General features: G+C 41.2%; 25 protein-coding genes. 9 read left to right on the forward strand and 16 right to left on the reverse strand.

From position 1 onward, the window contains the following. Positions 1-151 precede the first annotated feature (151 nt). Together DESOR_RS17755 and DESOR_RS17760 are read right to left on the reverse strand one after the other, a co-directional pair. Positions 152-475 (reverse strand): GNAT family N-acetyltransferase, encoded by a 324-nt coding sequence (locus DESOR_RS17755; RefSeq protein ID WP_014185960.1) that lies wholly within the window; start codon positions 473-475, stop codon positions 152-154. 46 nt (positions 476-521) lie between these two features. Continuing rightward, positions 522-1,166: a DUF3786 domain-containing protein gene (locus tag DESOR_RS17760; RefSeq protein ID WP_014185961.1), complete on the reverse strand. Its 645-nt coding sequence runs from the start codon at positions 1,164-1,166 to the stop codon at positions 522-524. Positions 1,167-1,442: 276 nt separating this feature from the next. On the opposite strand from DESOR_RS17760, the gene DESOR_RS17765 reads away from it, so the two are divergent. From DESOR_RS17765 to DESOR_RS17780, 4 genes are all read left to right on the forward strand, one after another. Then, positions 1,443-2,600, forward strand: coding sequence for a BMP family lipoprotein (locus tag DESOR_RS17765; protein WP_014185962.1), 1,158 nt, complete (start codon positions 1,443-1,445; stop codon positions 2,598-2,600). Between the two features lie 114 nt (positions 2,601-2,714). Beyond that, positions 2,715-4,262, forward strand: coding sequence for an ABC transporter ATP-binding protein (locus DESOR_RS17770; RefSeq protein WP_014185963.1), 1,548 nt, complete (start codon positions 2,715-2,717; stop codon positions 4,260-4,262). Then, complete coding sequence (locus DESOR_RS17775; RefSeq protein WP_014185964.1) at positions 4,252-5,400, forward strand: ABC transporter permease; 1,149 nt, start codon at positions 4,252-4,254, stop codon at positions 5,398-5,400. Before DESOR_RS17770 ends, DESOR_RS17775 begins: the two co-directional genes overlap by 11 nt. 3 nt (positions 5,401-5,403) lie before the next feature. Continuing rightward, positions 5,404-6,369: an ABC transporter permease gene (locus DESOR_RS17780; protein ID WP_014185965.1), complete on the forward strand. Its 966-nt coding sequence runs from the start codon at positions 5,404-5,406 to the stop codon at positions 6,367-6,369. Between the two features lie 96 nt (positions 6,370-6,465). Here the strand turns inward: DESOR_RS17780 and DESOR_RS17785 are convergent, their stop codons facing one another. The 6 genes from DESOR_RS17785 to DESOR_RS17810 are packed head-to-tail and all read right to left on the reverse strand — an operon-like array spanning position 6,466 to position 9,643. Further along, a complete protein-coding gene (locus tag DESOR_RS17785) occupies positions 6,466-6,669 on the reverse strand; it encodes a DUF1657 domain-containing protein (RefSeq protein ID WP_014185966.1) in 204 nt (67 codons plus the stop codon). Between the two features lie 30 nt (positions 6,670-6,699). Then, positions 6,700-7,053 carry a stage V sporulation protein AE gene (gene spoVAE / locus DESOR_RS17790; protein WP_014185967.1) on the reverse strand — a complete coding sequence of 118 codons (354 nt, stop codon included), beginning with the start codon at positions 7,051-7,053 and terminating at the stop codon, positions 6,700-6,702. Positions 7,054-7,068: 15 nt separating this feature from the next. Next, positions 7,069-8,073: a stage V sporulation protein AD gene (spoVAD, locus tag DESOR_RS17795; protein WP_014185968.1), complete on the reverse strand. Its 1,005-nt coding sequence runs from the start codon at positions 8,071-8,073 to the stop codon at positions 7,069-7,071. Then, the gene (gene spoVAC, locus DESOR_RS17800; RefSeq protein WP_014185969.1) at positions 8,074-8,553 is read right to left on the reverse strand and encodes a stage V sporulation protein AC; all 480 of its coding nucleotides are present in this window, start codon (positions 8,551-8,553) and stop codon (positions 8,074-8,076) included. 10 nt (positions 8,554-8,563) lie between these two features. Beyond that, positions 8,564-9,421: a DUF421 domain-containing protein gene (locus DESOR_RS17805; RefSeq protein ID WP_014185970.1), complete on the reverse strand. Its 858-nt coding sequence runs from the start codon at positions 9,419-9,421 to the stop codon at positions 8,564-8,566. Between the two features lie 15 nt (positions 9,422-9,436). After that, the gene (locus tag DESOR_RS17810) at positions 9,437-9,643 is read right to left on the reverse strand and encodes a DUF1657 domain-containing protein (protein WP_014185971.1); all 207 of its coding nucleotides are present in this window, start codon (positions 9,641-9,643) and stop codon (positions 9,437-9,439) included. A gap of 258 nt (positions 9,644-9,901) precedes the next feature. Between DESOR_RS17810 and ltaE the strand changes: the two genes are divergently transcribed. From ltaE to DESOR_RS17830, 4 genes are all read left to right on the forward strand, one after another. Beyond that, positions 9,902-10,927, forward strand: a complete 1,026-nt coding sequence (gene ltaE, locus DESOR_RS17815; protein ID WP_014185972.1) for a low-specificity L-threonine aldolase — start codon at positions 9,902-9,904, stop codon at positions 10,925-10,927. A gap of 20 nt (positions 10,928-10,947) precedes the next feature. Continuing rightward, the gene (locus tag DESOR_RS17820; protein ID WP_014185973.1) at positions 10,948-11,643 is read left to right on the forward strand and encodes a DUF1385 domain-containing protein; all 696 of its coding nucleotides are present in this window, start codon (positions 10,948-10,950) and stop codon (positions 11,641-11,643) included. An 89-nt stretch (positions 11,644-11,732) separates the two neighbouring features. Beyond that, the gene (locus DESOR_RS17825) at positions 11,733-13,019 is read left to right on the forward strand and encodes an APC family permease (RefSeq protein ID WP_014185974.1); all 1,287 of its coding nucleotides are present in this window, start codon (positions 11,733-11,735) and stop codon (positions 13,017-13,019) included. A 185-nt stretch (positions 13,020-13,204) separates the two neighbouring features. Beyond that, a complete protein-coding gene (locus DESOR_RS17830) occupies positions 13,205-14,023 on the forward strand; it encodes a methyl-accepting chemotaxis protein (RefSeq protein ID WP_014185975.1) in 819 nt (272 codons plus the stop codon). A gap of 285 nt (positions 14,024-14,308) precedes the next feature. On the opposite strand, the gene DESOR_RS29430 is transcribed toward DESOR_RS17830, so the two are convergent. Beyond that, on the reverse strand, positions 14,309-15,961 hold the full coding sequence (locus DESOR_RS29430) for a flagellinolysin (protein WP_014185976.1): 1,653 nt from the start codon (positions 15,959-15,961) through the stop codon (positions 14,309-14,311). 518 nt (positions 15,962-16,479) lie between these two features. Between DESOR_RS29430 and DESOR_RS17840 the strand changes: the two genes are divergently transcribed. Beyond that, complete coding sequence (locus DESOR_RS17840) at positions 16,480-17,850, forward strand: radical SAM/SPASM domain-containing protein (protein ID WP_014185977.1); 1,371 nt, start codon at positions 16,480-16,482, stop codon at positions 17,848-17,850. A gap of 9 nt (positions 17,851-17,859) precedes the next feature. Here DESOR_RS17840 and DESOR_RS17845 read toward each other — a convergent pair whose 3' ends face one another. From DESOR_RS17845 to DESOR_RS17875, 7 genes are all read right to left on the reverse strand, one after another. Next, entirely contained in the window at positions 17,860-18,291 is a 432-nt protein-coding gene (locus DESOR_RS17845; protein WP_014185978.1) for a DUF1285 domain-containing protein, read from the reverse strand. Positions 18,292-18,489: 198 nt separating this feature from the next. Continuing rightward, entirely contained in the window at positions 18,490-19,239 is a 750-nt protein-coding gene (locus DESOR_RS17850) for an N-acetylmuramoyl-L-alanine amidase (RefSeq protein WP_014185979.1), read from the reverse strand. Positions 19,240-19,605: 366 nt separating this feature from the next. Then, the gene (locus DESOR_RS17855) at positions 19,606-20,130 is read right to left on the reverse strand and encodes a 3-isopropylmalate dehydratase small subunit (protein ID WP_014185980.1); all 525 of its coding nucleotides are present in this window, start codon (positions 20,128-20,130) and stop codon (positions 19,606-19,608) included. Positions 20,131-20,145: 15 nt separating this feature from the next. After that, a complete protein-coding gene (locus DESOR_RS17860; protein ID WP_014185981.1) occupies positions 20,146-21,432 on the reverse strand; it encodes a 3-isopropylmalate dehydratase large subunit in 1,287 nt (428 codons plus the stop codon). Between the two features lie 156 nt (positions 21,433-21,588). After that, positions 21,589-22,206 carry a hypothetical protein gene (locus DESOR_RS30365; protein WP_014185982.1) on the reverse strand — a complete coding sequence of 206 codons (618 nt, stop codon included), beginning with the start codon at positions 22,204-22,206 and terminating at the stop codon, positions 21,589-21,591. 166 nt (positions 22,207-22,372) lie between these two features. Continuing rightward, entirely contained in the window at positions 22,373-23,029 is a 657-nt protein-coding gene (locus tag DESOR_RS17870) for a nitroreductase family protein (protein WP_014185984.1), read from the reverse strand. Continuing rightward, on the reverse strand, positions 22,998-23,555 hold the full coding sequence (locus DESOR_RS17875; protein ID WP_014185985.1) for a MarR family winged helix-turn-helix transcriptional regulator: 558 nt from the start codon (positions 23,553-23,555) through the stop codon (positions 22,998-23,000). The genes DESOR_RS17870 and DESOR_RS17875 overlap by 32 nt, the downstream gene beginning before the upstream one ends. Positions 23,556-23,596 lie beyond the last annotated feature (41 nt).

Here is a 23,596-nt window from a genome sequence, read left to right on the forward strand (position 1 = left end):
ACTTTGTCCTTTTCCTGGCCCGTTGCCAGTATCTTGATCATTCTTGTTTCCCATAAGTAAGTCCCTCCTTAAGCTTTCTGCTCATTCTTATTCCTGCACTTAAGAACTGTGACCTCTAATAGGATAACCGGAAATACAATTGATATCCTAATTAATGTTTTCCATCAATCTTACATGCAGCAGCTTGTTCCCCAATCGTCTCGGAAAGAATTTCTGCGTATTGCTTTTCATGACGCTTAAGCCAAATATTCGCATAGGAACATGAAGCTGTCGTTCGATACCCTTCTTTCCTAAAATACTCAGCAACAGCTTCCATCATCTTTCCGGCTGCTCCCTGACCTCTTAAATCATGATTAACATAGGTATGATCGATATTCATCTCTCCATTTTCTTTCCGGACAAAGGTAGCCTCACACATCAGTTCACCTTTTTCATCCGTACCATAAATCCGCCCATTTTCATAATGCCAATCCATTAGCTTTCCTCCTATTTATGTTAGAAATAAAATTTTCGTTGCTCAATCAGTTACAACTCGCCTCAGCCAGTCTTTTCAGCTCACCGGCAAGGTATATACCAAGATCAATAATAATCCCGCTAGGCAGCAAGCTTCTTATAGAAGGATCATAAAGCACCGTTGCATTAGCCCGAACTTCTTCATCTCCTTCCCAAACTATAACACACAAAGGGACCTCCGGAAATGCTTTGAAAACTACGGATGAATCACCAAAAGGAGCTGTTTCACCGCCTAAGGATTGGGCAGCGTGCAATAACTTATAAGCCTGATGTCCAAAAATCTCCGTTAACACTAAAATAGCCCTTTTATGAAAAGCAGAATAAAAAATCATCCCGCCTGGTATTTCTTTGACACTTACCCACTTGGGATCAGATTCCGGCAGCGGCTGCGCACAAGCTAAATAATTAAGCATAATAATTGTAGCCATAACATCTGGAAAAAATCCATCCGTTTTCCGGAAAATTATTTCATTATCCCAATTTACAATATACTCCTCATTAAAGAACATTACAATAAACTGACGGGTGTCACTGTTGTAGGAAACTGAACGTACAGCTGTTATCTCTTTAGGGCTACGCTTTTTTATATCCTGCCAAAGTTTACTGTAAACAACTTGATAGTTGGATTCACTCTCCATTTCCCCATGACTCATTTTTCGCACTTCCTTTCCTAGGCGAATTAGAGTAACAAACTCTTTATATTCCTGACTCTTTTAAGTTCAACAATTAATAACTATATCCAATTTAAAACTTCAACGCTCTTGACACGAATCCTCTCTAAAATAATATTAAATAATTAGTTTTAAATCCTTTTTCTTTCCTTGCCCCAAATTATAATTATCTGAAAATAGTTGTAAATTAATATAAGGATGATAAAATACTTTTGGTAGTATTTTATCAGTATAGAAATATTAGGAGGGGGAGCATTCATGAAAAGACTTTCGGCAATACTATTGGTTCTGTTGTTATGCGTCACAATGGTTACAGGCTGCGGGGGTACAGCCAGCACAGGCGGTGAATCAAGTAAAGGCTTCGAAATCGCTCTGATTACCGACAAAGGCAACATCGATGACAAGTCCTTTAACCAAGGTGCGTGGGAAGGCGTTGTTAAATTTGCGGAGGAAAACAAAATTTCCCACAAGTATTACAAGCCTGAAGAAGCTTCAGACGCAGGCTATCTTGCAGCTATCGATTTAGCTGTCACCGGTGGCGCAAAGGTTGTTGTAACTCCAGGTTATCTGTTTGAGGTTCCGATCTACGAAGCACAAACTAAGTACCCGGAAGTAAAATTCATCCTCTTAGATGGAACACCTCATACTGCCGATTACAAAACCTTTAAAACGAATGAAAATGTTGCAAGCATATTGTACTCAGAAGAAGAACCTGGTTATCTTGCCGGTTATGCTGCAGTTATGGACGGCATGACGAAGTTAGGCTTTATGGGAGGTATGGCCGTACCTGCTGTTCAGGCATTCGGCTATGGCTATTTGCAGGGCGCAGAGGCTGCTGCGGTTAAATTGGGTCTTCCTGAAGGTTCAATTTCTGTGACTTATCATTATACGGGTGATTTTGCAGAAACTGATACTAATAAGGCTACAGCAAAAACCATGTATCAAGAAGGTACCGAGGTTATCTTTGCTTGCGGCGGTTCCGTAGGTAAGAGTGTTATGTCGGCAGCAGCAGAAGCTGGTAAAAAGGTTATCGGGGTTGACGTCGATCAGAGATATGACAGCGAAACTGTTATCACATCTGCAACCAAAGGCCTTGGGGCTTCCGTAATACAGGTACTTGATTCTATCTATAAGACTAACAGCTGGAGCACCTTCGCTGGGAAATCTACATACTTCAATGCATCTAACAACGGTGTTGGCCTTCCCACAACTGTCATTGGTGAAGAAAATGGCAATGCGTTTGACCGATTCAAATCCTTCACTAAAAAAGACTACGACGCTGTCTATGCATCACTAGCCGACAATTCAGTCGATCCTGTCCGTACCATCAAGGTTGCTGATCCTAACGGTTATGCAACAGCTGATGAGCTTGTATCTGGTTTAAAACTTTCAAAGGTTGCCGTAAAGGTAAGATAACTGATCCTATAGTATTTTGCCTAGGATCTTTACCTGAAGCCCTTTAAAGGGGAAAGGGAAAGCATATCCCCTTCCCCTTTCTGTATATTAACTTAAAAACAAAAGAGGTTAATTATGGAAAATTACATTATTGAAATGCTCAATATAACTAAAGAATTTCCGGGCATTATAGCCAATGATAATATCACCCTACGTTTAAGAAAGGGTGAAATTCATGCCCTTTTAGGGGAAAACGGTGCCGGCAAATCGACACTAATGAGTATTCTTTTTGGCTTATACCAACCCGAAAAGGGCGAAATCAGAAAGAATGGCAAAGTTGTAAAAATTAATAATCCTAATGACGCTAATGATATAGGCATTGGCATGGTACACCAACACTTTAAGCTTATCGATATTTTTACGGTTCTTGAAAATATTATTTTAGGCGTTGAACCAAATAAGATGGGTTTTTTACAAAAGAAGGAAGCTCAAAAAAGGGTTATTAAACTTAGTAAACAGTACGGACTCGAGGTAAACCCGGATGCACTCATTGAAAAGATTTCAGTTGGAATGCAGCAACGTGTAGAGATTTTGAAAATGCTGTATCGTGAAAATGATATTCTGATTTTTGATGAACCAACCGCAGTTTTAACCCCGCAGGAAATCGATGAGCTTATGGAAATAATGCGGGGATTTGCAAGAGAAGGTAAATCAATTTTATTTATTACCCATAAATTAAATGAGATTATGGCTGTTGCCGATCGTTGTACAGTACTGCGCAAGGGCAAATTTATTGGTGACGTTACAATAAAAGATACTACTAAGGAAGAACTGTCAAAAATGATGGTCGGTCGAGAAGTAAGCTTCAAGGTAGATAAAAAAACTAAGGAACTTGGCAATATTGTTCTTTCTGTAAAAGATATTATAGTTTCCTCCAAGCTTCATAGAAACAATGCTGTGAAAAATGTTAGTTTCGATGTCCGGGCAGGGGAAATTGTTTGTCTTGCCGGCATCGATGGAAATGGCCAAACCGAGTTTGTTTCGGCGCTTACAGGCCTTGAAAAAATAAGCAGCGGAAGTATCACTCTTTGCGGCAGGAATATTACAAAAGAGACTATCCGTAAGCGTTCAATGTCGGGCATGAGCCATATTCCGGAGGATCGTCATAAGTATGGCCTCATACTTGATTATACATTGGAAGAAAATCTGGTCCTGCAGCAATACTGGCAGCCTGAGTTTCAGCATTTAGGATTTATTAGAAGCGATGCAGTTCGCTCATATGCGGAAAAGTTGATAAAGCAATATGATGTTCGCAGTGGGCAAGGGCCGATTACTCCCGTGCGAAGCATGTCGGGGGGAAACCAGCAAAAAGCAATTCTTGCTCGGGAAATTGACAAAGAACATGAGCTGCTAATTGCAGTACAACCTACTCGTGGTCTGGATATTGGCGCTATCGAATACATTCACAAACAACTTGTCGCAAGACGTGATGCCGGTAAGGCTGTTCTGCTGGTATCTCTCGAGCTGGAGGAGGTTATGAATTTAAGCGATCGTATTCTTGTAATGTATGAAGGCGAAATAGTTGGTGAGCTGGACGCAAAGACGACCACTGTTCATGAACTTGGCCTTTATATGTCAGGCGCCAAACGCAGTACTGCAAAGGAGAATGAGAATGCAGGATGATACAGTTTCTACCTCAAAAACATTATTTAGTAAAAATTTATCAAGCAAAAGTTTTTCGGCATTTACCGCAGCGCTTCTTGCTATATTGCTGGGCCTTATTTTTGGATTTATGATTATGACTATTGCCAGTCCTGCTAACTCTTTTTCAGGCTTTCAGATGTTGCTAATTGGTGGTTTCAAGCGTATTGGTGATGTATTTTATTATGCAACTCCCATCTTGATGACAGGCTTGGCTGTAGGGTTTGCCTTTAAAATGGGGTTATTCAACATTGGAGCTTCGGGGCAATATACAATGGGAATGTTCTTTGCCTTATATGTAGGGTTTATGTGGAAACCCCCAGATAGTGTCCATTGGTTTGTCTGTGTTTTAGCCGGTATGGCCGGCGGTATGCTTTGGGGGCTAATTCCTGGTGTATTTAAAGCATTGCTGAATGTTAATGAAGTTATTACCTCAATTATGTTCAACTATATCGGGATGTATCTGGTCGATATGCTAATTCAGGGAAACTCAACAATGTATATTTCCTCGAAAACCAGAACCGCTTACCTTCCTGCGTCAGCACAATTGCCGGCTCTTGGTATCACTAATTCCAGCGTTAATCTTTCTATTATCATTGCCATTATCTTGGCCATAATTTTATCAGTTGTTTTAAACAAAACCACCTTTGGCTATGAACTTAAAGCAACGGGTTTCAACAAGCATGCCAGCACCTACGCAGGTATGAATGGAAAGCGAAATATTATCCTCACCATGGTCATTGCGGGAGCTATGGCAGGACTTGGCGGAGCATTTGCTATTTTAGCACCTTCGACCATTGCTGGCAGCAGTATGACCTATGAGCCCATAAACGTCATTGCTGCAAACGGTTTTAATGGTATAGCCGTAGCACTCTTAGGCAACTCCAGCCCTATCGGAATAATCTTTTCTGCCCTTTTTGTATCACACATTCAACGCGGCGGCACTCTGGCAAGCCTCTACGGTTATAAGCCGGAAATTATTGATGTCGTGATTGCGGTAATAATTTATTTTTCAGCATTTGCCATGTTAATGAATGCCACTCTCGCTAACCTTGTTAAAAAGCTTTTCAAAAAACACCCCCCAAAAATACTGCCTGCTGATCTAAAGGAGGAGGTGTAAATAATGGATACATTTTATTATCTGATTCAGAATACGCTTCCTGTTGCCATCCCACTGCTTTTAGTGGCCCTGGGTGGTATGTTTAGTGAACGCAGCGGTGTCATCAATATTGCCCTTGAAGGTATCATGCTGTTCGGTGCATTTTTCGGCTGCCTGTTTGTTTACTTTGTGCAGAGTACCCCCATCGATGCACAGGTAATATTGCTTCTGGGTATGCTCGTTGCAGCGGCTGCAGGATTCTTATATTCGTTGTTATTATCCCTCGCAGCTGTAACTATGAAAGCAGACCAAACGATCACTGGTACTGCACTGAATATGTTAATTCCAGCGGCAATTCTTTTGTTCTCGAAAATGTTTTTTAATAGCGACGGTATTACGACAAACAAGAACTTTTACATTAAAGAAGTACCCTCACTAAGCCAAGTGCCAATACTCGGTAAACTTTTTTTCCAAAACACGTATATTAGCGTGTACATTGGCATTTTGTTGCTTATCCTATCGTCTATTGTCTTTTATAAAACGAAGTTTGGTCTCCGCCTACGCGCCTGCGGCGAACATCCCCAGGCAGCCGACTCCGTCGGAATAAATGTCTACTTCATGCGCTATGCAGGTGTGAGCCTTTCCGGTATCCTTGGAGGTATTGGCGGATTTTTCTATGCAGTTGGTGTTATGAACGGGAACACTAACGGACATACAGGGGTTGCAGGATTTGGCTTCCTTGCTCTTGCTGTTATGATTTTCGGACAATGGAAGCCCTTTAAGATTTTACTCGCCGCATTATTCTTCGCATTCCTGCGTACAGTGGCCTATTCCGTTGCCCTAATCCCCTTCTTAGATGCCTTGAACATCAATCAAACCTATTACAAAATGCTGCCCTATATTGCAACCATGGTTGTTCTAGCGTTTACATCTAAAAAATCAAGGTCCCCTAAAGCAGAGGGTATACCCTATGATAAGGGACTAAGGTAAAAATTCCTCCTGGTGGCCTTACGAAACCTATCCGTTATGGGAATATGAAGGATGAAAAACCAAAAAGAGCAGAAAGCCTGCTCTTTTTGGTTTCACTTACTGTTTATACTGGGGTTCTTGATTTTGGATGTACTTCTCTCTTCCCTTTAACACATTCAGAGCTGAATCAAAGGTCTGGGCAAGCTCTTCAAAGGTTTTTTTAGCTTGCTGATCCTGAGTTTCCAAAGAAAATGTCTTCATAGTGGCAGCAGCGTTTTGAACTGTTGCAATAGCTTGTTGCATTTGGGTTCCGACAGTCATGTTATCACCTCCTTCGTAAGATATAAAACGTTAACCTTTAGGTTTAAAGACAAGCGCTCCCAAGAAAGCAAAGATGATTGCAGCGGAGATACCAGCACTGGTAATCTGAAAGATACCGGTTAGAACCCCTGTTGGACCAGACGTTTCAAATTCTTTTAAAGCACCCTTTACTAGAGAATTGCCAAAACTGCTAATAGGCACCGTTGCTCCGGCACCAGCAAATTTCACAAGAGGTTCATATAGACCTAAGCCGCCGAGTATTGCTCCCACAACAACTAATGTACTTGTCGTATGAGCAGGTGTCAGTTTTAATCCATCGAGCAATAGTTGTCCGATAACGCAAATTAAACCACCCACTATGAAAGCCCATAAAAACTTTTCCATACTTAAACATCTCCTTTAGATCTCTATGCTCACGGCATGGGCTACACAAGGAATACTTTCTTTCTGTTGGAAGGACATTGGAGAAAGCAGAGCACCCGTAGCAACAATTAAAATCTTTCTTAATTCCCCCTTACGCATTCGATTAAAAAAGTGCCCAAAGGTCGTTACAGCAGCGCACCCACACCCACTTCCCCCTGCCAAAACGACAGGCTGATCCTCGTGGTATATTAAAATACCGCAATCTGTAAGAAGCTCTTCAGGCATGTCGATACCATGATGCTTTAATAAGTCACCAGCTATTCTATGTCCCACTCTGCCAAGATCACCTGTGGCAATGAGGTCATAGTAGCTAGGGTCTCGATCTAAATCCCTAAAGTGTGCTTCAAGGGTATCCACTGCTGCGGGAGCCATTGCTGCACCCATATTGAAAGGGTCAGTTAGGCCCATATCAATTACACGCCCGATGGTTGATGCCGTCACTTTAGGACCTTTTCCTTGCTTAGAAACTAGAGCGGCGCCGGAGCCGGTTACGGTCCATTGGGCTGTAGGCGGTTTTTGGGAGCCATACTCTGTTGGATATCGGTACTGTTTTTCAGAAGCCGCATTATGACTGGACACGCATACTAAAGCATTCTTAGCAGATTTACTATCAACAAGAAGAGACGCCAATGATAACCCTTCCATAGAGGTAGAGCAAGCACCATAAAGTCCTAGAAAAGGAATGGATAAGGTACGAGCAGAAAAGCTGCTCGGAACGATCTGGTTGATCAAATCTCCACTCAGAAGAAATTGAACATCTTCCTTTTTCATATTGGCCTTTCTAATGGCTGTCTCACAAGCCTGTTCTTGGAGTTTTTGTTCTGCTTTTTCATAGCTATCCTGGCCAAGTCGGATATCTTCATGGAGGAGGTCAAAATCAGGAGCAAGGGGACCTTTGGCTTCATAGGGGCCACCCACTGCAGCTGATGCTATAACCGTAGGTTTTGACTCAAAAACCCATGTTTGATGACCTTTTAACAATTACATCACACCCAATGCTCTTAAACTTATCACGACTAGAGAAACGACAAACGCTGAGAAGACACCATAAACAATCACCGGTCCTGCCAGCTTAAACATATTACCTCCGACTCCCAGTACATATCCTTCAGTTTGATGCTCAATGGCAGCTGAAGCCATAGTATTAGCAAAACCCGTAATTGGAATCACCGTGCCTGCCCCGGCATATTGGGCAATATGATCAAAAACGCCCAAGCCTGTTAACAAAACAGTTATGATAATAATAACTGCCACGGTAGGATTACCTGCTTTTTCTTGAGAAAAATGAAAATACTTAATAAAGACCATTTGTATTCCTTGACCTAATGTACATATTAGACCACCAATAAAAAATGCCTTTATACAGTTATATAGAATCGGTCGTTTAGGCTCTCTTGCTTGAGCAAATTGCTGGTATTCTTGCTGGATAGGCGTAAGCTTTTTTTTCTTTTTAATTGACATACAGCACCTCTTAATGTAACAAGTAGGGACGTAATTTGTTAAGAAGATCTTCAAGCTTTTGCTGATTTTTTGAATACATTTTCTTAGCTTTCTTATCTTCTGTTTGCAAGGTAAACGTTACTAGATCAGCCTGTACTTTTTCAAGGGTGGCATAAAGCATTTCTTTGACCTTTGGCTGAGGGAGTTCAACGGCATCGTCAAAAAGGTCTAGGTATAAGTCCCCCGATGAGTCAACTTGTCCGAGAAATACGTTCTCCAGGGAGACTCCCATTTTATCTAGTTCAGTTGTAAGCCACTGCGGGTTAAGGCCTAAGGACGCCAGAGGTTCTTCCAACATGTTTCCATCTAAGATTACAGTTTGAGGTTCCGCTTGAGGTGCGGAATTTTTTTCAAGGTCGTGCAAGGTAACCGGTTTTTTGTCTGATTTTAAATAAGGATTTATGGTGCCGTTGGTCTCCATTACCGCAAATTCTACATCGGCCATGTTAAATGCATTCTTAGAACGGAGTTGTGCTAAAAGGTCTTCTCCTGTCATTCGTACACGCATAAGATTTTCTTCCATGATCTTGCCATGTTTTATTAACACTGCTTCTCTTCCATTAATTAACTGGTGCATAAGCCTGCTCTTGATTGAGAGATAATCTAATACAATAGAAAACACTACCCATATGAGTAATGTGGTAAAACCAATCGATATATTGACAAGATTTATTGAAGTTAGAGTCGCAACAATAGCTATTACGATATAACTAATAAAGCTAAAAGGATTAATCTGGCTCATATTTCGTTTGCCCATTAGCCTAACTGCAGCCCAAACTAAAAAAAATAAAGCAATGGATTTAAAAAGAATCAGTGTCATTTCCTGCATATATATACCTGCCTTTTAGTTTCCTTTATACTGAGGCTCTTCATATTCAAGATTCTGCAATCGACTTGCCAGATCATCAATGATTGAGCTAGTCACTTCGATTGCATCTGTATACATAGACCTTGCCGCTTGATCTCTCGTTTGAGTACTATATACCCTTAAGGTTCCACGTGCCCCTTTCAAACTTGCTAGAGTCTGTTTAACTTGAGAAGCAACTGTCATATTGTCTACCTCCATCTGCCAAATCATTCTGACCATACTATTGTTCTCAATCTCTTCAAATTTATGTTATTTTGGGCATTAAAGATGGCCACATTATTTTTAACAATGTGGCCATTCATTAAGACTAGAGACATATAGTGGAGTATTCCATTTGGTTTTTTAGATTTGTTATAATGGTGTAAGTAACAAGATTAAAATTCGACTGTAAGAATATAGCAACCTACTATTGATAGTGTGTATAAAGGAGACATGAAAATAATGTGGATTGATCTTAGAAGTGATACCGTAACGCACCCTACGGAAGAAATGCGTCAAGCGATGGCTCAGGCAGAGGTTGGGGATGATGTCTATGGTGATGACCCAACTGTGAACCGCTTAGAATTATTAGCCAGTGAAATCTTGGGAAAAGAGGCTGCGCTATTTGTTCCTTCCGGGACTTTTGGCAATCAAGTGGCTATTATGTCTCATACCCAACGCGGCGATGAAATACTTGTGGGAGAAGGATGCCATATCCTCATGCACGAGGTTGGGGGGGCAGCTGTACTATCCGGCGTTCAAACCAGATCCTTTCCTACCAGCCTGGGTGATGTAACGATTAGTCAGCTGGAGAAAATGATACGGGGTATGGATATTCATTTCCCCAATACCGGGCTTATCTGTATGGAAAATGCTCATTCATCCGGGACTGCCGTTCCTTTAGAAACTTTGAGAGCCGTATATCGCCTGGCTAAATCTAAGAATATTCCGGTTCATATCGACGGAGCCCGCATTTTTAACGGTGCAGCAGCTCTGGACGTGGATGTTAAAGAGCTTACTGCTTGTGCAGATTCAGTCAATGTCTGCTTATCCAAAGGGTTAGGCGCTCCCGTTGGCTCGCTCTTGGTCGGGGGACACCACTTTATTGCTAAAGCCCGCAAAAATCGAAAACTGATGGGCGGAGGACTTCGCCAAGCAGGTGTCCTGGCAGCGGCTGGAATTATTGCCTTAACTAAAATGGTCTCAAGAATAGGTGAAGACCATAAAAATGCCCGTTATCTGGCTAATCGGCTGGAAGAAATCGAATCATGCCATGTCTATCGAAATCGCTTAGATATCAATATGGTATTTTTTACTCTGCCAGAATCGGTTATCAGCGAGTCAGCTCTTGTCGCCGGTTTGCATAATGCGGGGATAAAAATAAACGGCCAAGAGGATGGCGAGTACCGCTTCGTGACAAACTATGGAGTATCCGTTGAGGACATAGACAAAGTTATAGAAACCATGAAAAGAATCATTCTTCATTAGATCAACTGGGGGTATTGCAAATGGCAGTTATTGGCGGGCGGGCTCATATTAATGGGATTACTTTTGCCACCGATACACATGTCGTACGCGGAACTCTGTCCAAAGGGAGTTTATCGATCAAAGTTCAACCCTTACCCTGCCTGCAAATATTCTCTGCCATGGACAAAGTCCCTTTTTTGAGAGGCATCTCTAAGCTGGCGAAGCTTAATCTAAAGACGTTTCTCCTTATGATCCTTCTGTTCGCTATTCCCTGGGATTGGCTGGTGCCTTGGAATGATAGTTTCATTTCTGAATCCTTCTGGTCCTGGCTGGGTCTATTGGGATTTTTCTTTATCATGGTATTTCTCTTAAAGCCCCTTTGGCAGTTTCACGGAGCTGAACATAAAGCGTTCAATATCTATACCAATGGAAAAAGTCTCTCTTTAAGTACGGTGAAAGCTGCCAGCAGAGTAAGCGAACGATGTGGAACCCATTTGGCTGTACTATTGATGCCCATTGTCATTTTACTATCTTTTGAGACAATTCCGCTGTACCTATTTGTCTTGGCCTTATCTATTGGTTATGAACTATTTTATTGGAATTCTCGCAGCAAAGGTTACTTGCCAATATCCCGAATTGCGGAACTCATTCAAAACTACATTGTCACTGCTGAACCCACTGAAGAGCAGCTGCAATTGGCCATTGCAACCTTATCTAAAGCCATAGACTATGACTAAGAATCCTACACGCCTTTTCGAAATGAAGGTCTGACAAGAGAAGCGAACTTGTGCTATGATAAAAATAAACGTCAGATGGTGAGGTCAAAATGGACGATTCGTCAGTTAGAGAAAAGTCTATTGGTTATTGGTCAGTGGTTTCTATTGGTATAGGCGGTATGGTTGGCGGAGGTATTTTTGCAGTACTTGGACTAGCTGTTAAGTTCGCTAAAGGCGGTACGCCTATTGCCTTTGCTATCGCCGGATTAGTCGCTCTTGTAACATCCTACTCTTATGCTAGATTGTCGGTTGCCTACCCAAGTCGAGGCGGTACAGTCGAATTTTTAAATCAGGCCTTTGGCTCCGGATTAGCTGCAGGCGGACTTAATATTTTGCTTTGGTTGAGCTATGTTATCATGCTTTCACTGTATGCCTATGCCTTTGGAAGTTATGGTGCAATGTTTTTTCCTGAAGCATCACAACTCATTTGGAAACATGTCTTAATTAGCGGTATCGTTATTCTCCTGACTTGTTTAAATCTATTAAATGCCAAAGTGATCGGGGAATGGGAAGAATGGATTGTAGGTTTTAAGATAATCATTTTAGTTTTATTTATTTTTGCAGGCTTAGCAAGCACTAATATGCAAGCTATACAGCCGTCAACATGGACAGATCCTTTCCAATTGATTGCCGGAGGTATGATTATTTTTTTAGCCTATGAGGGTTTTGAGCTCATAGCAAACGCAGCCGGGGAAATGCGTAATCCCGGCAAGACCATTCCCAAAGCCTATTATACTGCCGTAGGATTTGTAATCCTTTTATATGTGGCTATTGCTGTAGTGACCCTCGGCAATTTACCCGTCGATCAAATTATAACCGCTCAAGATTATGCTTTAGCTGCTGCAGCTAAACCCTTCTTAGGCAGTTTTGGATATACTCTCATTACAATTGCAGCACTCCTGTCAACGGCCTCAGCCATTAATGCTACCTTATACGGTGCCTCCAGAGTAAGCTATACCATAGCTAAAGAAGGTGAATTGCCGGCAGTACTGGAAAAAAAGATTTGGCAGCAACCTCTTGAAGGGCTTTTTATTACTTCAGGTTTAACTTTGATAGTGGCAAACTTTTTTAACTTATCCAGTATTTCGACCATGGGCAGTGCAGGCTTTCTAATCATCTTTGGAGCTGTTAACTATGCAAACTATCGTCTTTTCGAAAAGACCCATAGTCGCCGGGGAATATCACTAGCCGGTATGCTTTTGTGCTTTGCAGCTCTGGCGATCCTGGTATGGCAAACAGCCAGAGAAGCCCCCTCGGAAATTTGGGTGCTGATTATTATGGTGGTTGTGTCCTTTGTTATTGAAGCAAGCTATCGACAAGTTAGAAATAAACTTTAAATAAGCCTTTGAATAACCTTTCTCCTTAAAAACTTTGCAGGCACCCGGTCTCTTAAACCGGGTGCCTATTTGAATTATAAAAAAGGATTATATCAATTAATGTCGAAATTTAAACTGGAACTCTTTAACAAAATCATCAATTCTTTATATCAATTCATAACTCAACTATGATTGGAGGCTCTTTTATGAAGATTGATCATGTAGTATCTATCGCACCTTTCATGCAAGAATGGTACGAACAAGATATTTCTGTCTTTGTCGTAAATCATGAACAAGTTTTAGCAGCTAATAATAATCCCAGACTGAATTTAGGGGTAAGGACTGGAGATACTACTGAGAAATACAAAAGCACAATCACCTATAAAGTGCTACAATCGGGCGAGAGAACAATCGCATATGTTCCTAAAGAAAAATCACAGTTTTCAATACCTTATCTTGCCATTAGCAGCCCCATTGATGATGACGGAACTTTAGCAGGAGTAATTACGATTGTCATCTCTACTGAAAAATACAATGCTTTATTAGAAATCGGTGAAGAAATATTATCCTCAATTGAAGAAATTTATGCATCTGCTGAAAGCCTTTCGGCCCAAAGCCAAGAACTGGCTGCCACTGCTAAAACTATGGATGATGAAACCTTACACGTCAAACAGGATATTCATCATGTTTCTGATATAACCTCATCCATAAAAAAGATTTCCCACCAAAGCAACGTACTAGGAATTAATGCTTCCATAGAGTCTGCACGAGCAGGAGAAAATGGCCGAGGTTTTGGGGTTGTTGCTGAAGAGATTAGGAAGCTTGCAGACGTTACAAAGGATTCGGCAATAACGATTGAACAAGATGTTCTTGAAGTACAATCCTCCGTTAATCGTCTAGTCGAGTCTGTCAGTCAATTAGCTATGGTCAGTGAATCCCAAGCTCAAGGTGTCACTGAGCTAACCAAAGTCTTAAATCAAATATCTAAACTGGCTGAAAAACTTGTCCAGTTAGGTAAACTTTAAAAACCTGGCATCAACGCCATATAGAGCCTTTTTAGTATCAATTTAATTCCAACGCCCCATGTCAACGTAGTGATCCCCAATGCGTTAAATGTATTGCCTCGCTTGTAGCAGACTACCGATAATTATTTCAGTGACCTTCAAGAAACTTGTCATTAATAAGCCCTCAGACGCTTTTTAGCGAATGAGGGTGTTTTTTGTAGTTTCTTAAAAAAACAACCAGGTTAAAGGGTATACGCAAACTATTCTCCAAACAGTATGGGAACTTTTAAGCTAATCCTAAATAGTCTAGCTGACTCTGAGCAACTGCATAACTCCTTGCGGCAGCTGATTGGCTTGGGCCAACATAGCTGATGCAGCTTGAGTTAAGATATTGCTTTTAGTAAATACCATCATTTCTTTGGCCATATCAACATCTCGAATACGGGACTCACTGGCAGTTAGGTTCTCCGCACTATTTCCCGCTACCACAATAGCATGTTCTAGACGATTTTGTAAGGCTCCAAAACCGCCCCTTTTAGCAGAAACATTTTGGATAGCAGAGTCAAAGCTAGTAATAGCCGTATCGGCTTGATTAACTAAATCGACATTTGATAATCCCAATACTGTACTGCGCACATCAACTAAGGTTATAGTCAATGCATTACCCGTATTAGCCCCTAATTGGACTTTTAAGTCTGACAAGCCGCTGGGTATTGAACCAGGCCAAATTTCGGAGAATCCTACCAATGGGTCACTGGTTAGATTTACGGTATCGGGGATAACAGAGGCTGCATCTAAGACGGCCCCGCCATCAGCATCCGCTCCGCCGATCGCACCTGTATCAGTATTGGTAAGGTTCATCCCCGCCATATACGCAGCTCCATTAGCTGCAAACTGGGTATTAAAGTCCGCTAGGTTAGCGAAGGCATGATGAGGGTCATTGATAATGGCGTCGTCCAGCGTAGCACTTGGGTTGGCGCTAAGGTAGGTCATGATATCCTTGATTCCAGTTCCACCGCTTGCCTTTATACGGTCATGCATATAGCGCACCGCGGCATAGGCGGCTGAATAATCAATACTCGTTCCTTCCCAACTGCTAAATTCGCCGACTACCGCCCCGAAATTAGTTCCTCCCGCTGAGTCAGCAAATAACCTTTCATCCGCACCGTGAATGAATTCTGCCGTACCTTCTTTGAACCAAGTTGGCAGAGCGGCGAAGTTCATCGAACGTCCCATGATAGCATGAACTAACTCATGAGCAATAATCCGATCATCATAAACAGGCGCAGTCCCGCCGTTCGGAAGCGTAGCTGGGGTAAAAGCACTAACGTCAATATGCAGTTGTTCATTAATGGCTTTCCCTGAGCCATCTATATTATAAGAAACGGCGGCTAAATAGGGCTGGGGGGTATAATCCATGACGATCTGCAAACTTTGTCCATCCCCGGAGAGGCCATACTGCGCAAGAATGCGTGCTTCGCCCTGCTGCAGCCAGGAGCTTTGCAGCCCATTGATAATTTGAGCATCTTGGCTGTTTGATGACGGCACATTTAAAATTTTGATAGTATTAAACTCAGTATTATTGGCAATTCGGTCTATTCCTGATACGATTTGACCTATTTCTTGTTGAAGATTTTGCTTATCTGAAGTAGTTAACGTACCATTTGCCGCTTGGACCGAAAGTTCACGGCCTCTTTGCAGTAAAGAATGCACTTCCCCTAAGCTGCCATCAGCTACATACAATAAGGAAATGCCGTCTTGAATATTACGGCGGGCTTGATTCATACCACGGATCTGGGCACGCATTTTTTCTGAAATAGATAATCCTGCGGCATCATCCGCAGCAGAATTGATTCTTAATCCAGATGATAATTTCCCCATCGATTTCTGTGACTGAGAACTATTCAGTGCATATGAGCGATAGGTATTCATAGTACTTACGTTATGATTAATGCGCACAAATTCACCCCCTTCGCCTAAATTATAAAGACTCTCATATAGTTTATCGTAAAATACTGCTTAAAAATTAATGTTTGCATGCAATTACTATTTTGAAAAGTACAGTCTACAACCTTATATATGCAAACCCTTGTCAATGATTTATTTATGTTAGCTAAGCATGAGAATCATTTAATTACCTCACCAGTGTACTTAAGCTAGTTAAATTTAACACCTTTAAACAAACCCAGACGACAATCATAGCCGCCGGGGTTTTAATCTACCTAATTAACCACACTTCGCCCAGTCACCTAATACACTTGAAACTTATTTTGAGCATTTTCAGCGTCTAATGCTCCTTTGAGTTTGAATGGCTTTATTTCATATTTATGGTTTCACTGAAGTTTAACCATTATCTTTTCCAGTATTTAAATGTCTTTCCTTGATGATAAGTTCATATTATATACTCAAAATAAGTTCCAATGCTAACCATAGAGGTCATTCTCATACCAGACCTTTGCTGAAGGAGGGTAAAGCATATGGGCAAAATAAAGGAAATCATTTATACCTTTGTCTTTAAACGAGCCTTACATTACGCTGAAATAAATGATCTTGAGAGTATGCGCAGGTTATTACATTGGATCGGCAAGATTACCACTGATGAAGATCACCAAAAAGTCATAAGCAATTTTCAGAAGTATGTCGATGATCCTTCCAGTAGTCATAATAAGATCTTCAAAACAGTATTTACACAAATTGCTCCTAATGTTCGCAATAAATTCCTGACAAATTTTTTCATTAAAGCCACTCTATTTGGACGCGAGAAAGCACTAAAAACTGCTAAAATACAGGATTGCAATATCCCTTGGGCTATATTGATGGATCCTACTTCATCATGTAATCTGAATTGTATTGGCTGTTGGGCGAGTGAATACAGTCACCAAGATTCTTTATCTTTCGCTGAACTCAACCACATCATAGAGCAAGGCAAAGAATTAGGTATTTTTATGTATATTTACTCCGGCGGAGAACCCCTGTTAAGAAAAACTGATTTAGTTGCTTTAGCGGAAAAACATCAAGACTGTGCTTTCCTGGCCTTTACCAATGGTACCTTGGTTGACGAAGATTTTACCCGAGAGTTAGTTCGAGTTGGCAATTTTGTTCTGGCCTTCAGTATTGAAGGAATAGGTAATGCAACGGATATGCGCCGAGGTATAGGTACCTATGATAAAGTCATCAAGTCTATGGATTTAATGAAAGAAGCTGGGGCTGGCTTCGGTTATTCCTGCTGTTATCATAGAAAAAATATTGATGCTGTCGCCTCTGATGAGTTCGTAGACCTAATGATTGAAAAAGGGAGCCTTTTCGCCTGGTACTTCACCTATATTCCTCTTGGCAAAACAGCTGCAATGGAATTAGTTGCCCTGCCGCATCAGCGGGAGTATATGTATCACCGCATCAGAGAAATAAGAAATACTAAGCCTTTATTTGCCCTGGATTTTTGGAATGACGGAGAATACACAAAAGGTTGTATTGCCGGAGGACGCAATTATTTTCATATTAATGCTCATGGAGATGTTGAACCGTGTGCCTTTATCCATTATTCAAATCTTAACATTAAAGATTCTTCACTATTGAATGCTTTAAAATCACCTTTATTTGAACAATATCGTGAAAATCAACCTTTCAATCAAAACCATTTACGGCCTTGCCCTTTGCTGGATAATCCAGATAAATTAGCCATGATGGTGAATAAATCAGGGGCCCATTCTACTCAACAACTGGATATGGAAACCGTAGAAGAATTAACGGAAAAGGTTTATAACCTGTCAGTATCCTGGGGTGATGTGGCTGATTCCCTGTGGGAGCAAGGAACTAACGTCAAAAAATCTCCCAGTCATCTTGACTAGGTCTTACTGCTACTCTTCAACAAGCCATTCATTATCGCCGTATTTGATAAAATAACGCCCATCCCGCTCAATCAGATTTTTACACAACTCACTATAGGAAGGGCGGGAAAGTTTCGTATCACAAAGCCAAAATAGCGAGGTATAGGGAATACTGTTTTTCATAATAATCTTCCCCTCAGGCAGCGGTAATTTTCGCCCATCATAAAGGAGAATCGTAGGCTGACCATTCTCATGGATTACGGATTGAACGAAAAACGGAGCATCCTCCACCTCCACAGGATATAAATGATTCTGCCAATGTATGTGATAATTATTATGCTCATCTTTCTTTAGATGAGAAGCAAATAACTGGACTATTTCCTTTTTAGTCATCAGCACACCATCTGCGTACCATCGTCCATCTTGAGCAATAAAAAGCTCGGGTGCACGTAAGTGATCCATGACATTGCCTCCTTATACTAATAACTTGACGTATCAATCTATCTTAAGTACGTTACTAATGGTTATTATTCCACTATAAACGTCTAATTCCTTCAAAGAATTGACTCGATAAAATGAGAGTACTCCAATACAGAAAAGCAGGCTTAGACCTGCTTCAAAATTGCCCTATATAACCCTGTATAATTTAGGCAGAAAACTTTACCCCAGGTACTTTGCCACCGCAGCAGCCGTTTCATATTTGTCCTTGCCGCTGAGCAGAACTTCATTAGGATGATTGGTCGTGGAGCCGCCCACCACAATTAAGGTTTCAGCATTTTGGGCCTCAGCAGGTACTGAGAGATCGGCCGGCCTTATAAACATCGCACAATTGCCATTTTTGACGGCAACATCGTACCCTGCCCAAAAATCTTCCTTAGTATATAATAAGACAGCAACTTTCAGCACATTATCTCCTCCTTGTAAATCTTTTAACAGGCGATCCCATGGGAACCCTGTTCCCGGACATCTTGATTTATTCACGGAATCAATCCGGTTATGCCCGATAATCGTATCCTTAGTTGCCGTAATTCCTAAAATCTCTATTAACCAACGCTGTAAAGCAAGTGTAGCCTGGTACTGTGTTTCCGGCATCACATCTCCGCTTTTTCCTTCATGTTCCACTGAAACTGTATAATAATTTGGATTAACTCCCGGAATAAGCAATGGCCAATCGGGATTATTAACACTGCCATTGGCCCAAGCGTGGTTTTTGAGATCAACATACTGATGGATTTCGCCCTGCTTCCCCACTCCAAAATGAGAACTCACTTTACTCGCAGGATTGGTAAACCACGCGTCAGTACCAACTAAAGTCCCTTCCATAATGTGGTTTACAATGCCAATAATCTTATAACCCTTTGGGCTGCTGAAGTTAGGAGAACCGATCCACTTAATCGTTGGTTTATCCATAGCTACGCTCCTTTCCAGTCATATTATGAACACTTATCTTTATATGTCACTATTAATCACTATTCTGTCAGATCAAATGATCGTTTTTGATATCGACATAATAATAGGCAGCACCCAGACTCTTTGGCCTTAGGTATTGCCTAATTTATTATCGGGTAATACCTGGACACCTAAAGTAAAATGATGTTCCACCCCGATCTGTCCGAAAGTCTAATACAGCTCTATGCCTCTTGGCAATATTGTAAGGGAATTGTAAATTCCTGATCATAGAAAAACAAACGGTCCGGTTCTTCTTGAATTTGGAACCGGACCGCCAATTTTACATAAAGTATTTTTATGCACTATCAAGCTGATAATACTTTGGAATTAATAGTTTTTATCAGCGTAACCAACCCAGCCTTCTTCTTTAACGAGGGTTTTGTCAAAGTCGCCGACTTTAAAATCAATCTCATCTGTTCGATCCCCTGAAGTTAGGATGATCTTATCCTTCTCAAAGTCAATAGCTATTGATGTATCTTTTCCTGCATAGTTCTCAAAAAGATAGTCAATCTTTTCCTTTGACAGCTCTATGGCAAACATACCGCAATTATACATATTCTGTCTGAATATCCTCGCAAAGTTTTCCGCAATCACAACATTAATGCCATTAACCTCCAAAGCCCAGGGAGCATGCTCCCGGGAAGAGCCACAACCGAAATTGGCTCTGGTGACAATGACTGCTTTGTCTTTAATATCCTCTTTATTGTTAAAGCCGGAAAGAGACAAATCCTCCAACAAATAAGGTTTCAAGGCCTCTTTCGTGATTTCAGTCAGATACTTGGCCGGAATGATTTCGTCGGTATTGATATCACTTCTATCCAGAAATAAGACTTTTCCGCTAAATTCTTTCATTGTTCCCTCCGCTACTCATACTTTATACAATTGTGAATTTGTTATTTTTCCTTCGATAGCTGAGGCTGCAGCCGTAGCAGGACTCATCAGGTGAACGGTACCGCCTTTGCCCATTCTGCCGTTAAAATTCCGGTTGGTTGTGGAAGCACAAACCTCACCACTGGCAAGGACCCCATTACTCATACCCAGACAAGCTCCGCAAGTCGGGTTGGTAACACAAAAACCGGCATTTTGAAAAATCTCAATTAATCCTTCTTTCAAGGCCATATTAAATATCGCCGGAGTTGCCGGGCTGACAATGGCCCGTACGTCATCACTTATTTTTTTATCTTTAAGAATACTTGCCGCAATTCTCAAATCTTCAATACGGCCATTAGTACAGCTTCCAATATAAACCTGATCGATTGCTGTACCTGACATTTCAGCAACGGTTTTAACCTGGTCGGGCTTATTGCCAAAAGTAGCCATAGGCCCTAAATCTGTAACATCATATTCATAGACTTTTTCATACGCAGCATCCGCATCGGAAGTCCATTTCGAGTATTCTTGCAAAGCCTCTTCCTTGGTGCTGAATTCGTCTTTGATAAAGTCCCAGAGATAATTCACCGTTGTCATATCCGGGTAGCATATTCCACAAGTGCCGCCGGCTTCAATGGCCATGTTGCAGAGGGTCATACGTGATTCCATTGACATGGCGTCAACCACAGGCCCGGTAAATTCGATGACCATATTAGTTGCCCCGTTGACCGTCAGCTCTTTAATAATGAAAAGGATCAGGTCCTTGGCATAAACCCCCGGCTGCAAGGTGCCCTTAAGCACAATTTTGATGGTTTTGGGAAAATGAAAAGCACACACACCTTTAAGAATACCTACTTCCAGGTCAGTGGTTCCCACCCCTGCAGCAAAAGCGCCAAAGGCACCATGGGTGCATGTGTGGGAATCTCCCATAATCACGGTATACCCCGGTCTTACAAATCCTTTTTCCGGGAATATGGCATGACAAACGCCATTTCTGCCAATGTCAAAAAAGTCCTTGATACCATGTCGTTTCGCCCAATCCCGCAGAATCTTCCCCTGTTCGGCGGTTTTTGAATCTTTGGCAGGGGTTACATGGTCTATGACTGCTTTTATTTTCGTAGGATCATAGACTCTGTCCATACCTCTGGCCATAAGATCAGTGATAGCAATGGGCGTGGTAATTTCGTGACAAAAAACTCTATCCAATTTTAAAACATGAGTATCAGGAAACGGCATATCCACCCTGTGTGCATCAAATATTTTCTCAGCTATTGTTTTTCCCATTTTTTTCTCCTTGTAAGTTAAATAGAAATTGCTAAATCCCTAGGCTAATCTTCTTACAACATTTTATAATAAATTGCTGTAGTATAAAAGCTAAATTTTAGCTTTCCTAAATCATAACAAATGATCAGGTTCCCAGCAACTAGGAATATCGGCTGATTAATAGTTTTTCGGAAACTTCTCCTTTCCTAACAGCCAAAGGTACCTGTCAATTTCCTGCAAGGTATAGTCTGCGAGACTATAGAACTCTCTGAACTGAACCAAGACCTTCTTAAAATCCCGATAATGTTTTAAATCAAGATTACTGAAGTGAAAGAAACCATCGGCATCCCGAAAATAGCGGAGCATCCGATCTATATAACTGTCGTAGATGGGAAAATCAAGAGGCTTGTGATGACTGCAGTATTTCGTGGCAAAGGAATAAAAGTTTTTCACAGTCCCATTGTCCATTGTCACTTTAGCGATATCGTTGACCACTGTCATATCCTCCGCCTGAAGCCTGTCATCAATTTTCAAACTAAAAATATGTTTGGCAACCTGAAAGGGAAAGAAGATATTGGTACTGTAGAAATCATTCAAGACTGCAACCTTTATCAGAACATCGTTTATATCCGTATTGTTGGGATAAGTCTTTAGGAAAAGTTTCTCCAAAGCTTTCTCCTGAAAAAGATAACTCTCTAAGGTCTCCCAATGCCGCTTATATTTTTCCACTTCGCTTTTGGAAGGCAGAGGTACCTCAACCCGCGGCGTCTTAGCCGACATCCTTTTAACCATCATTCAAAATAAATCCTTCCCAATTTATGTGCACATTAGAGTCGTATGACAATGATTTCGGCAACATAACGAACTGCACTATGCCAGCCAACCAGTGTTAACGGCATAGTGCAGCCCGTTTTCCACCGCATCATTCTAAAGTAATTACGATCATAAAGTTCAAAACCCATTATAACCAGTAAACAACCTCTTCGAGTTTTGCTCTTTTCCCTTCATTAGGGGAATTTTGCGGGTATCCAATGATACAACCATTGAAGGCATATTTGCCGTATTCCGCACCTAATATCTCACAGAATTCTTTACTCTCGTTTAGGTTTTCAAATATGGATAATAGCCTAAAGCCTAGATTTAATGATACCGATTTAAGCCACATATTTTCCATTACATGAGCTAAACTTTGTTTTTCAGCTGGCGGGAATCCTTTCTTTTCCGCAACGATTATTAAGCAAGGAGCATCAATCAAGCCTGAGACTCCTTCTTGGACTACAGTCATTAATCGTTGATAAAAGTTTTTTCCATTCTCCCGGACAAAGGGATTGGCATTCATTTGTTGTTCGAATTGATTTAAAAGCCCTTTAGAGAATTCTTTGATTGTATCATTAATTCTTACGAGTTTCTCACTGCCTTGCGGTATAACATAAAACTGTCTAAAATCATAGCTTGTTGAGACTGCAAGGGCAGCATAGGGTGCCCATAAACCAGCCGTTAAGATTGTGGTTATTAATTCTTCTGTTAAGGGGTCCTTTTTAAACTGGCGTACAGAACGCCGGTTCTTTATGATATCATCCAGAATCCTACTTTCGCTTGCAGTAAATTGTCTGCTCATGTTCAACGACCTCTCTTTTCTCGGTTTTTAATAGAGATTCCTGTAGTTTATCTAATAAGTTTATGAGATCCAATTGCTCAGACAAGCTTAGCCCCACCATCAAATGACCGGTCTTTTTATAATGCTTAGGAAGCATCTCTTCAAGCAGCTTGAGCCCGCTTGAACTTAAACGCAGCAACTGTTTCCGGCGATCCTTTGGATGGGGAATACGTTCTACATACCCTTGCTTCTCAAGTCCATCGATTAAACCCGTTAGCGTCGATTTTGTTATCTCTGCTTTCTCACTTAGTAGAGTAAAATCTAAAGTGTAGTCTGATTCTCTATAAAGCAGCATCAATATTATAAAACGCCCCTCGGTTATGCCAAAGGCTGCAAAATGCAAATCAAAGGCCTTTGATAAATCTGCTGCCGTTCTTAATAAGGCTAAAGCTGCAAGAACTGCTTCTTTTTGTAGTTCAGGAAAATGTACGGAATACTCTTCAAGGGTTTCTTTTTGTGGTAAATCTCTAAGTCCAAATTCAAACAAAAGCACAACTCCTTTCGCAGCCTAATTATACGGCGCCAAAT

It is taken from the genome of Desulfosporosinus orientis DSM 765 (assembly GCF_000235605.1).
Taxonomy (GTDB): Bacteria; Bacillota; Desulfitobacteriia; order Desulfitobacteriales; family Desulfitobacteriaceae; genus Desulfosporosinus; species Desulfosporosinus orientis.

What these genes read in the sequence shown, in the direction of transcription:
- DESOR_RS17755 (WP_014185960.1), bottom strand. Translation starts at nt 475, where the DNA reads ATGGATTGGCATTATGAAAATGGGCGGATTTATGGTACGGATGAAAAA.
- DESOR_RS17760 (WP_014185961.1), bottom strand. Translation starts at nt 1,166, where the DNA reads ATGAGTCATGGGGAAATGGAGAGTGAATCCAACTATCAAGTTGTTTAC.
- DESOR_RS17765 (WP_014185962.1), top strand. Translation starts at nt 1,443, where the DNA reads ATGAAAAGACTTTCGGCAATACTATTGGTTCTGTTGTTATGCGTCACA.
- DESOR_RS17770 (WP_014185963.1), top strand. Translation starts at nt 2,715, where the DNA reads ATGGAAAATTACATTATTGAAATGCTCAATATAACTAAAGAATTTCCG.
- DESOR_RS17775 (WP_014185964.1), top strand. Translation starts at nt 4,252, where the DNA reads ATGCAGGATGATACAGTTTCTACCTCAAAAACATTATTTAGTAAAAAT.
- DESOR_RS17780 (WP_014185965.1), top strand. Translation starts at nt 5,404, where the DNA reads ATGGATACATTTTATTATCTGATTCAGAATACGCTTCCTGTTGCCATC.
- DESOR_RS17785 (WP_014185966.1), bottom strand. Translation starts at nt 6,669, where the DNA reads ATGACTGTCGGAACCCAAATGCAACAAGCTATTGCAACAGTTCAAAAC.
- spoVAE (WP_014185967.1), bottom strand. Translation starts at nt 7,053, where the DNA reads ATGGAAAAGTTTTTATGGGCTTTCATAGTGGGTGGTTTAATTTGCGTT.
- spoVAC (WP_014185969.1), bottom strand. Translation starts at nt 8,553, where the DNA reads ATGTCAATTAAAAAGAAAAAAAAGCTTACGCCTATCCAGCAAGAATAC.
- DESOR_RS17805 (WP_014185970.1), bottom strand. Translation starts at nt 9,421, where the DNA reads ATGCAGGAAATGACACTGATTCTTTTTAAATCCATTGCTTTATTTTTT.
- DESOR_RS17810 (WP_014185971.1), bottom strand. Translation starts at nt 9,643, where the DNA reads ATGACAGTTGCTTCTCAAGTTAAACAGACTCTAGCAAGTTTGAAAGGG.
- ltaE (WP_014185972.1), top strand. Translation starts at nt 9,902, where the DNA reads ATGTGGATTGATCTTAGAAGTGATACCGTAACGCACCCTACGGAAGAA.
- DESOR_RS17820 (WP_014185973.1), top strand. Translation starts at nt 10,948, where the DNA reads ATGGCAGTTATTGGCGGGCGGGCTCATATTAATGGGATTACTTTTGCC.
- DESOR_RS17825 (WP_014185974.1), top strand. Translation starts at nt 11,733, where the DNA reads ATGGACGATTCGTCAGTTAGAGAAAAGTCTATTGGTTATTGGTCAGTG.
- DESOR_RS17830 (WP_014185975.1), top strand. Translation starts at nt 13,205, where the DNA reads ATGAAGATTGATCATGTAGTATCTATCGCACCTTTCATGCAAGAATGG.
- DESOR_RS17840 (WP_014185977.1), top strand. Translation starts at nt 16,480, where the DNA reads ATGGGCAAAATAAAGGAAATCATTTATACCTTTGTCTTTAAACGAGCC.
- DESOR_RS17845 (WP_014185978.1), bottom strand. Translation starts at nt 18,291, where the DNA reads ATGGATCACTTACGTGCACCCGAGCTTTTTATTGCTCAAGATGGACGA.
- DESOR_RS17850 (WP_014185979.1), bottom strand. Translation starts at nt 19,239, where the DNA reads ATGGATAAACCAACGATTAAGTGGATCGGTTCTCCTAACTTCAGCAGC.
- DESOR_RS17855 (WP_014185980.1), bottom strand. Translation starts at nt 20,130, where the DNA reads ATGAAAGAATTTAGCGGAAAAGTCTTATTTCTGGATAGAAGTGATATC.
- DESOR_RS17860 (WP_014185981.1), bottom strand. Translation starts at nt 21,432, where the DNA reads ATGGGAAAAACAATAGCTGAGAAAATATTTGATGCACACAGGGTGGAT.
- DESOR_RS30365 (WP_014185982.1), bottom strand. Translation starts at nt 22,206, where the DNA reads ATGATGGTTAAAAGGATGTCGGCTAAGACGCCGCGGGTTGAGGTACCT.
- DESOR_RS17870 (WP_014185984.1), bottom strand. Translation starts at nt 23,029, where the DNA reads ATGAGCAGACAATTTACTGCAAGCGAAAGTAGGATTCTGGATGATATC.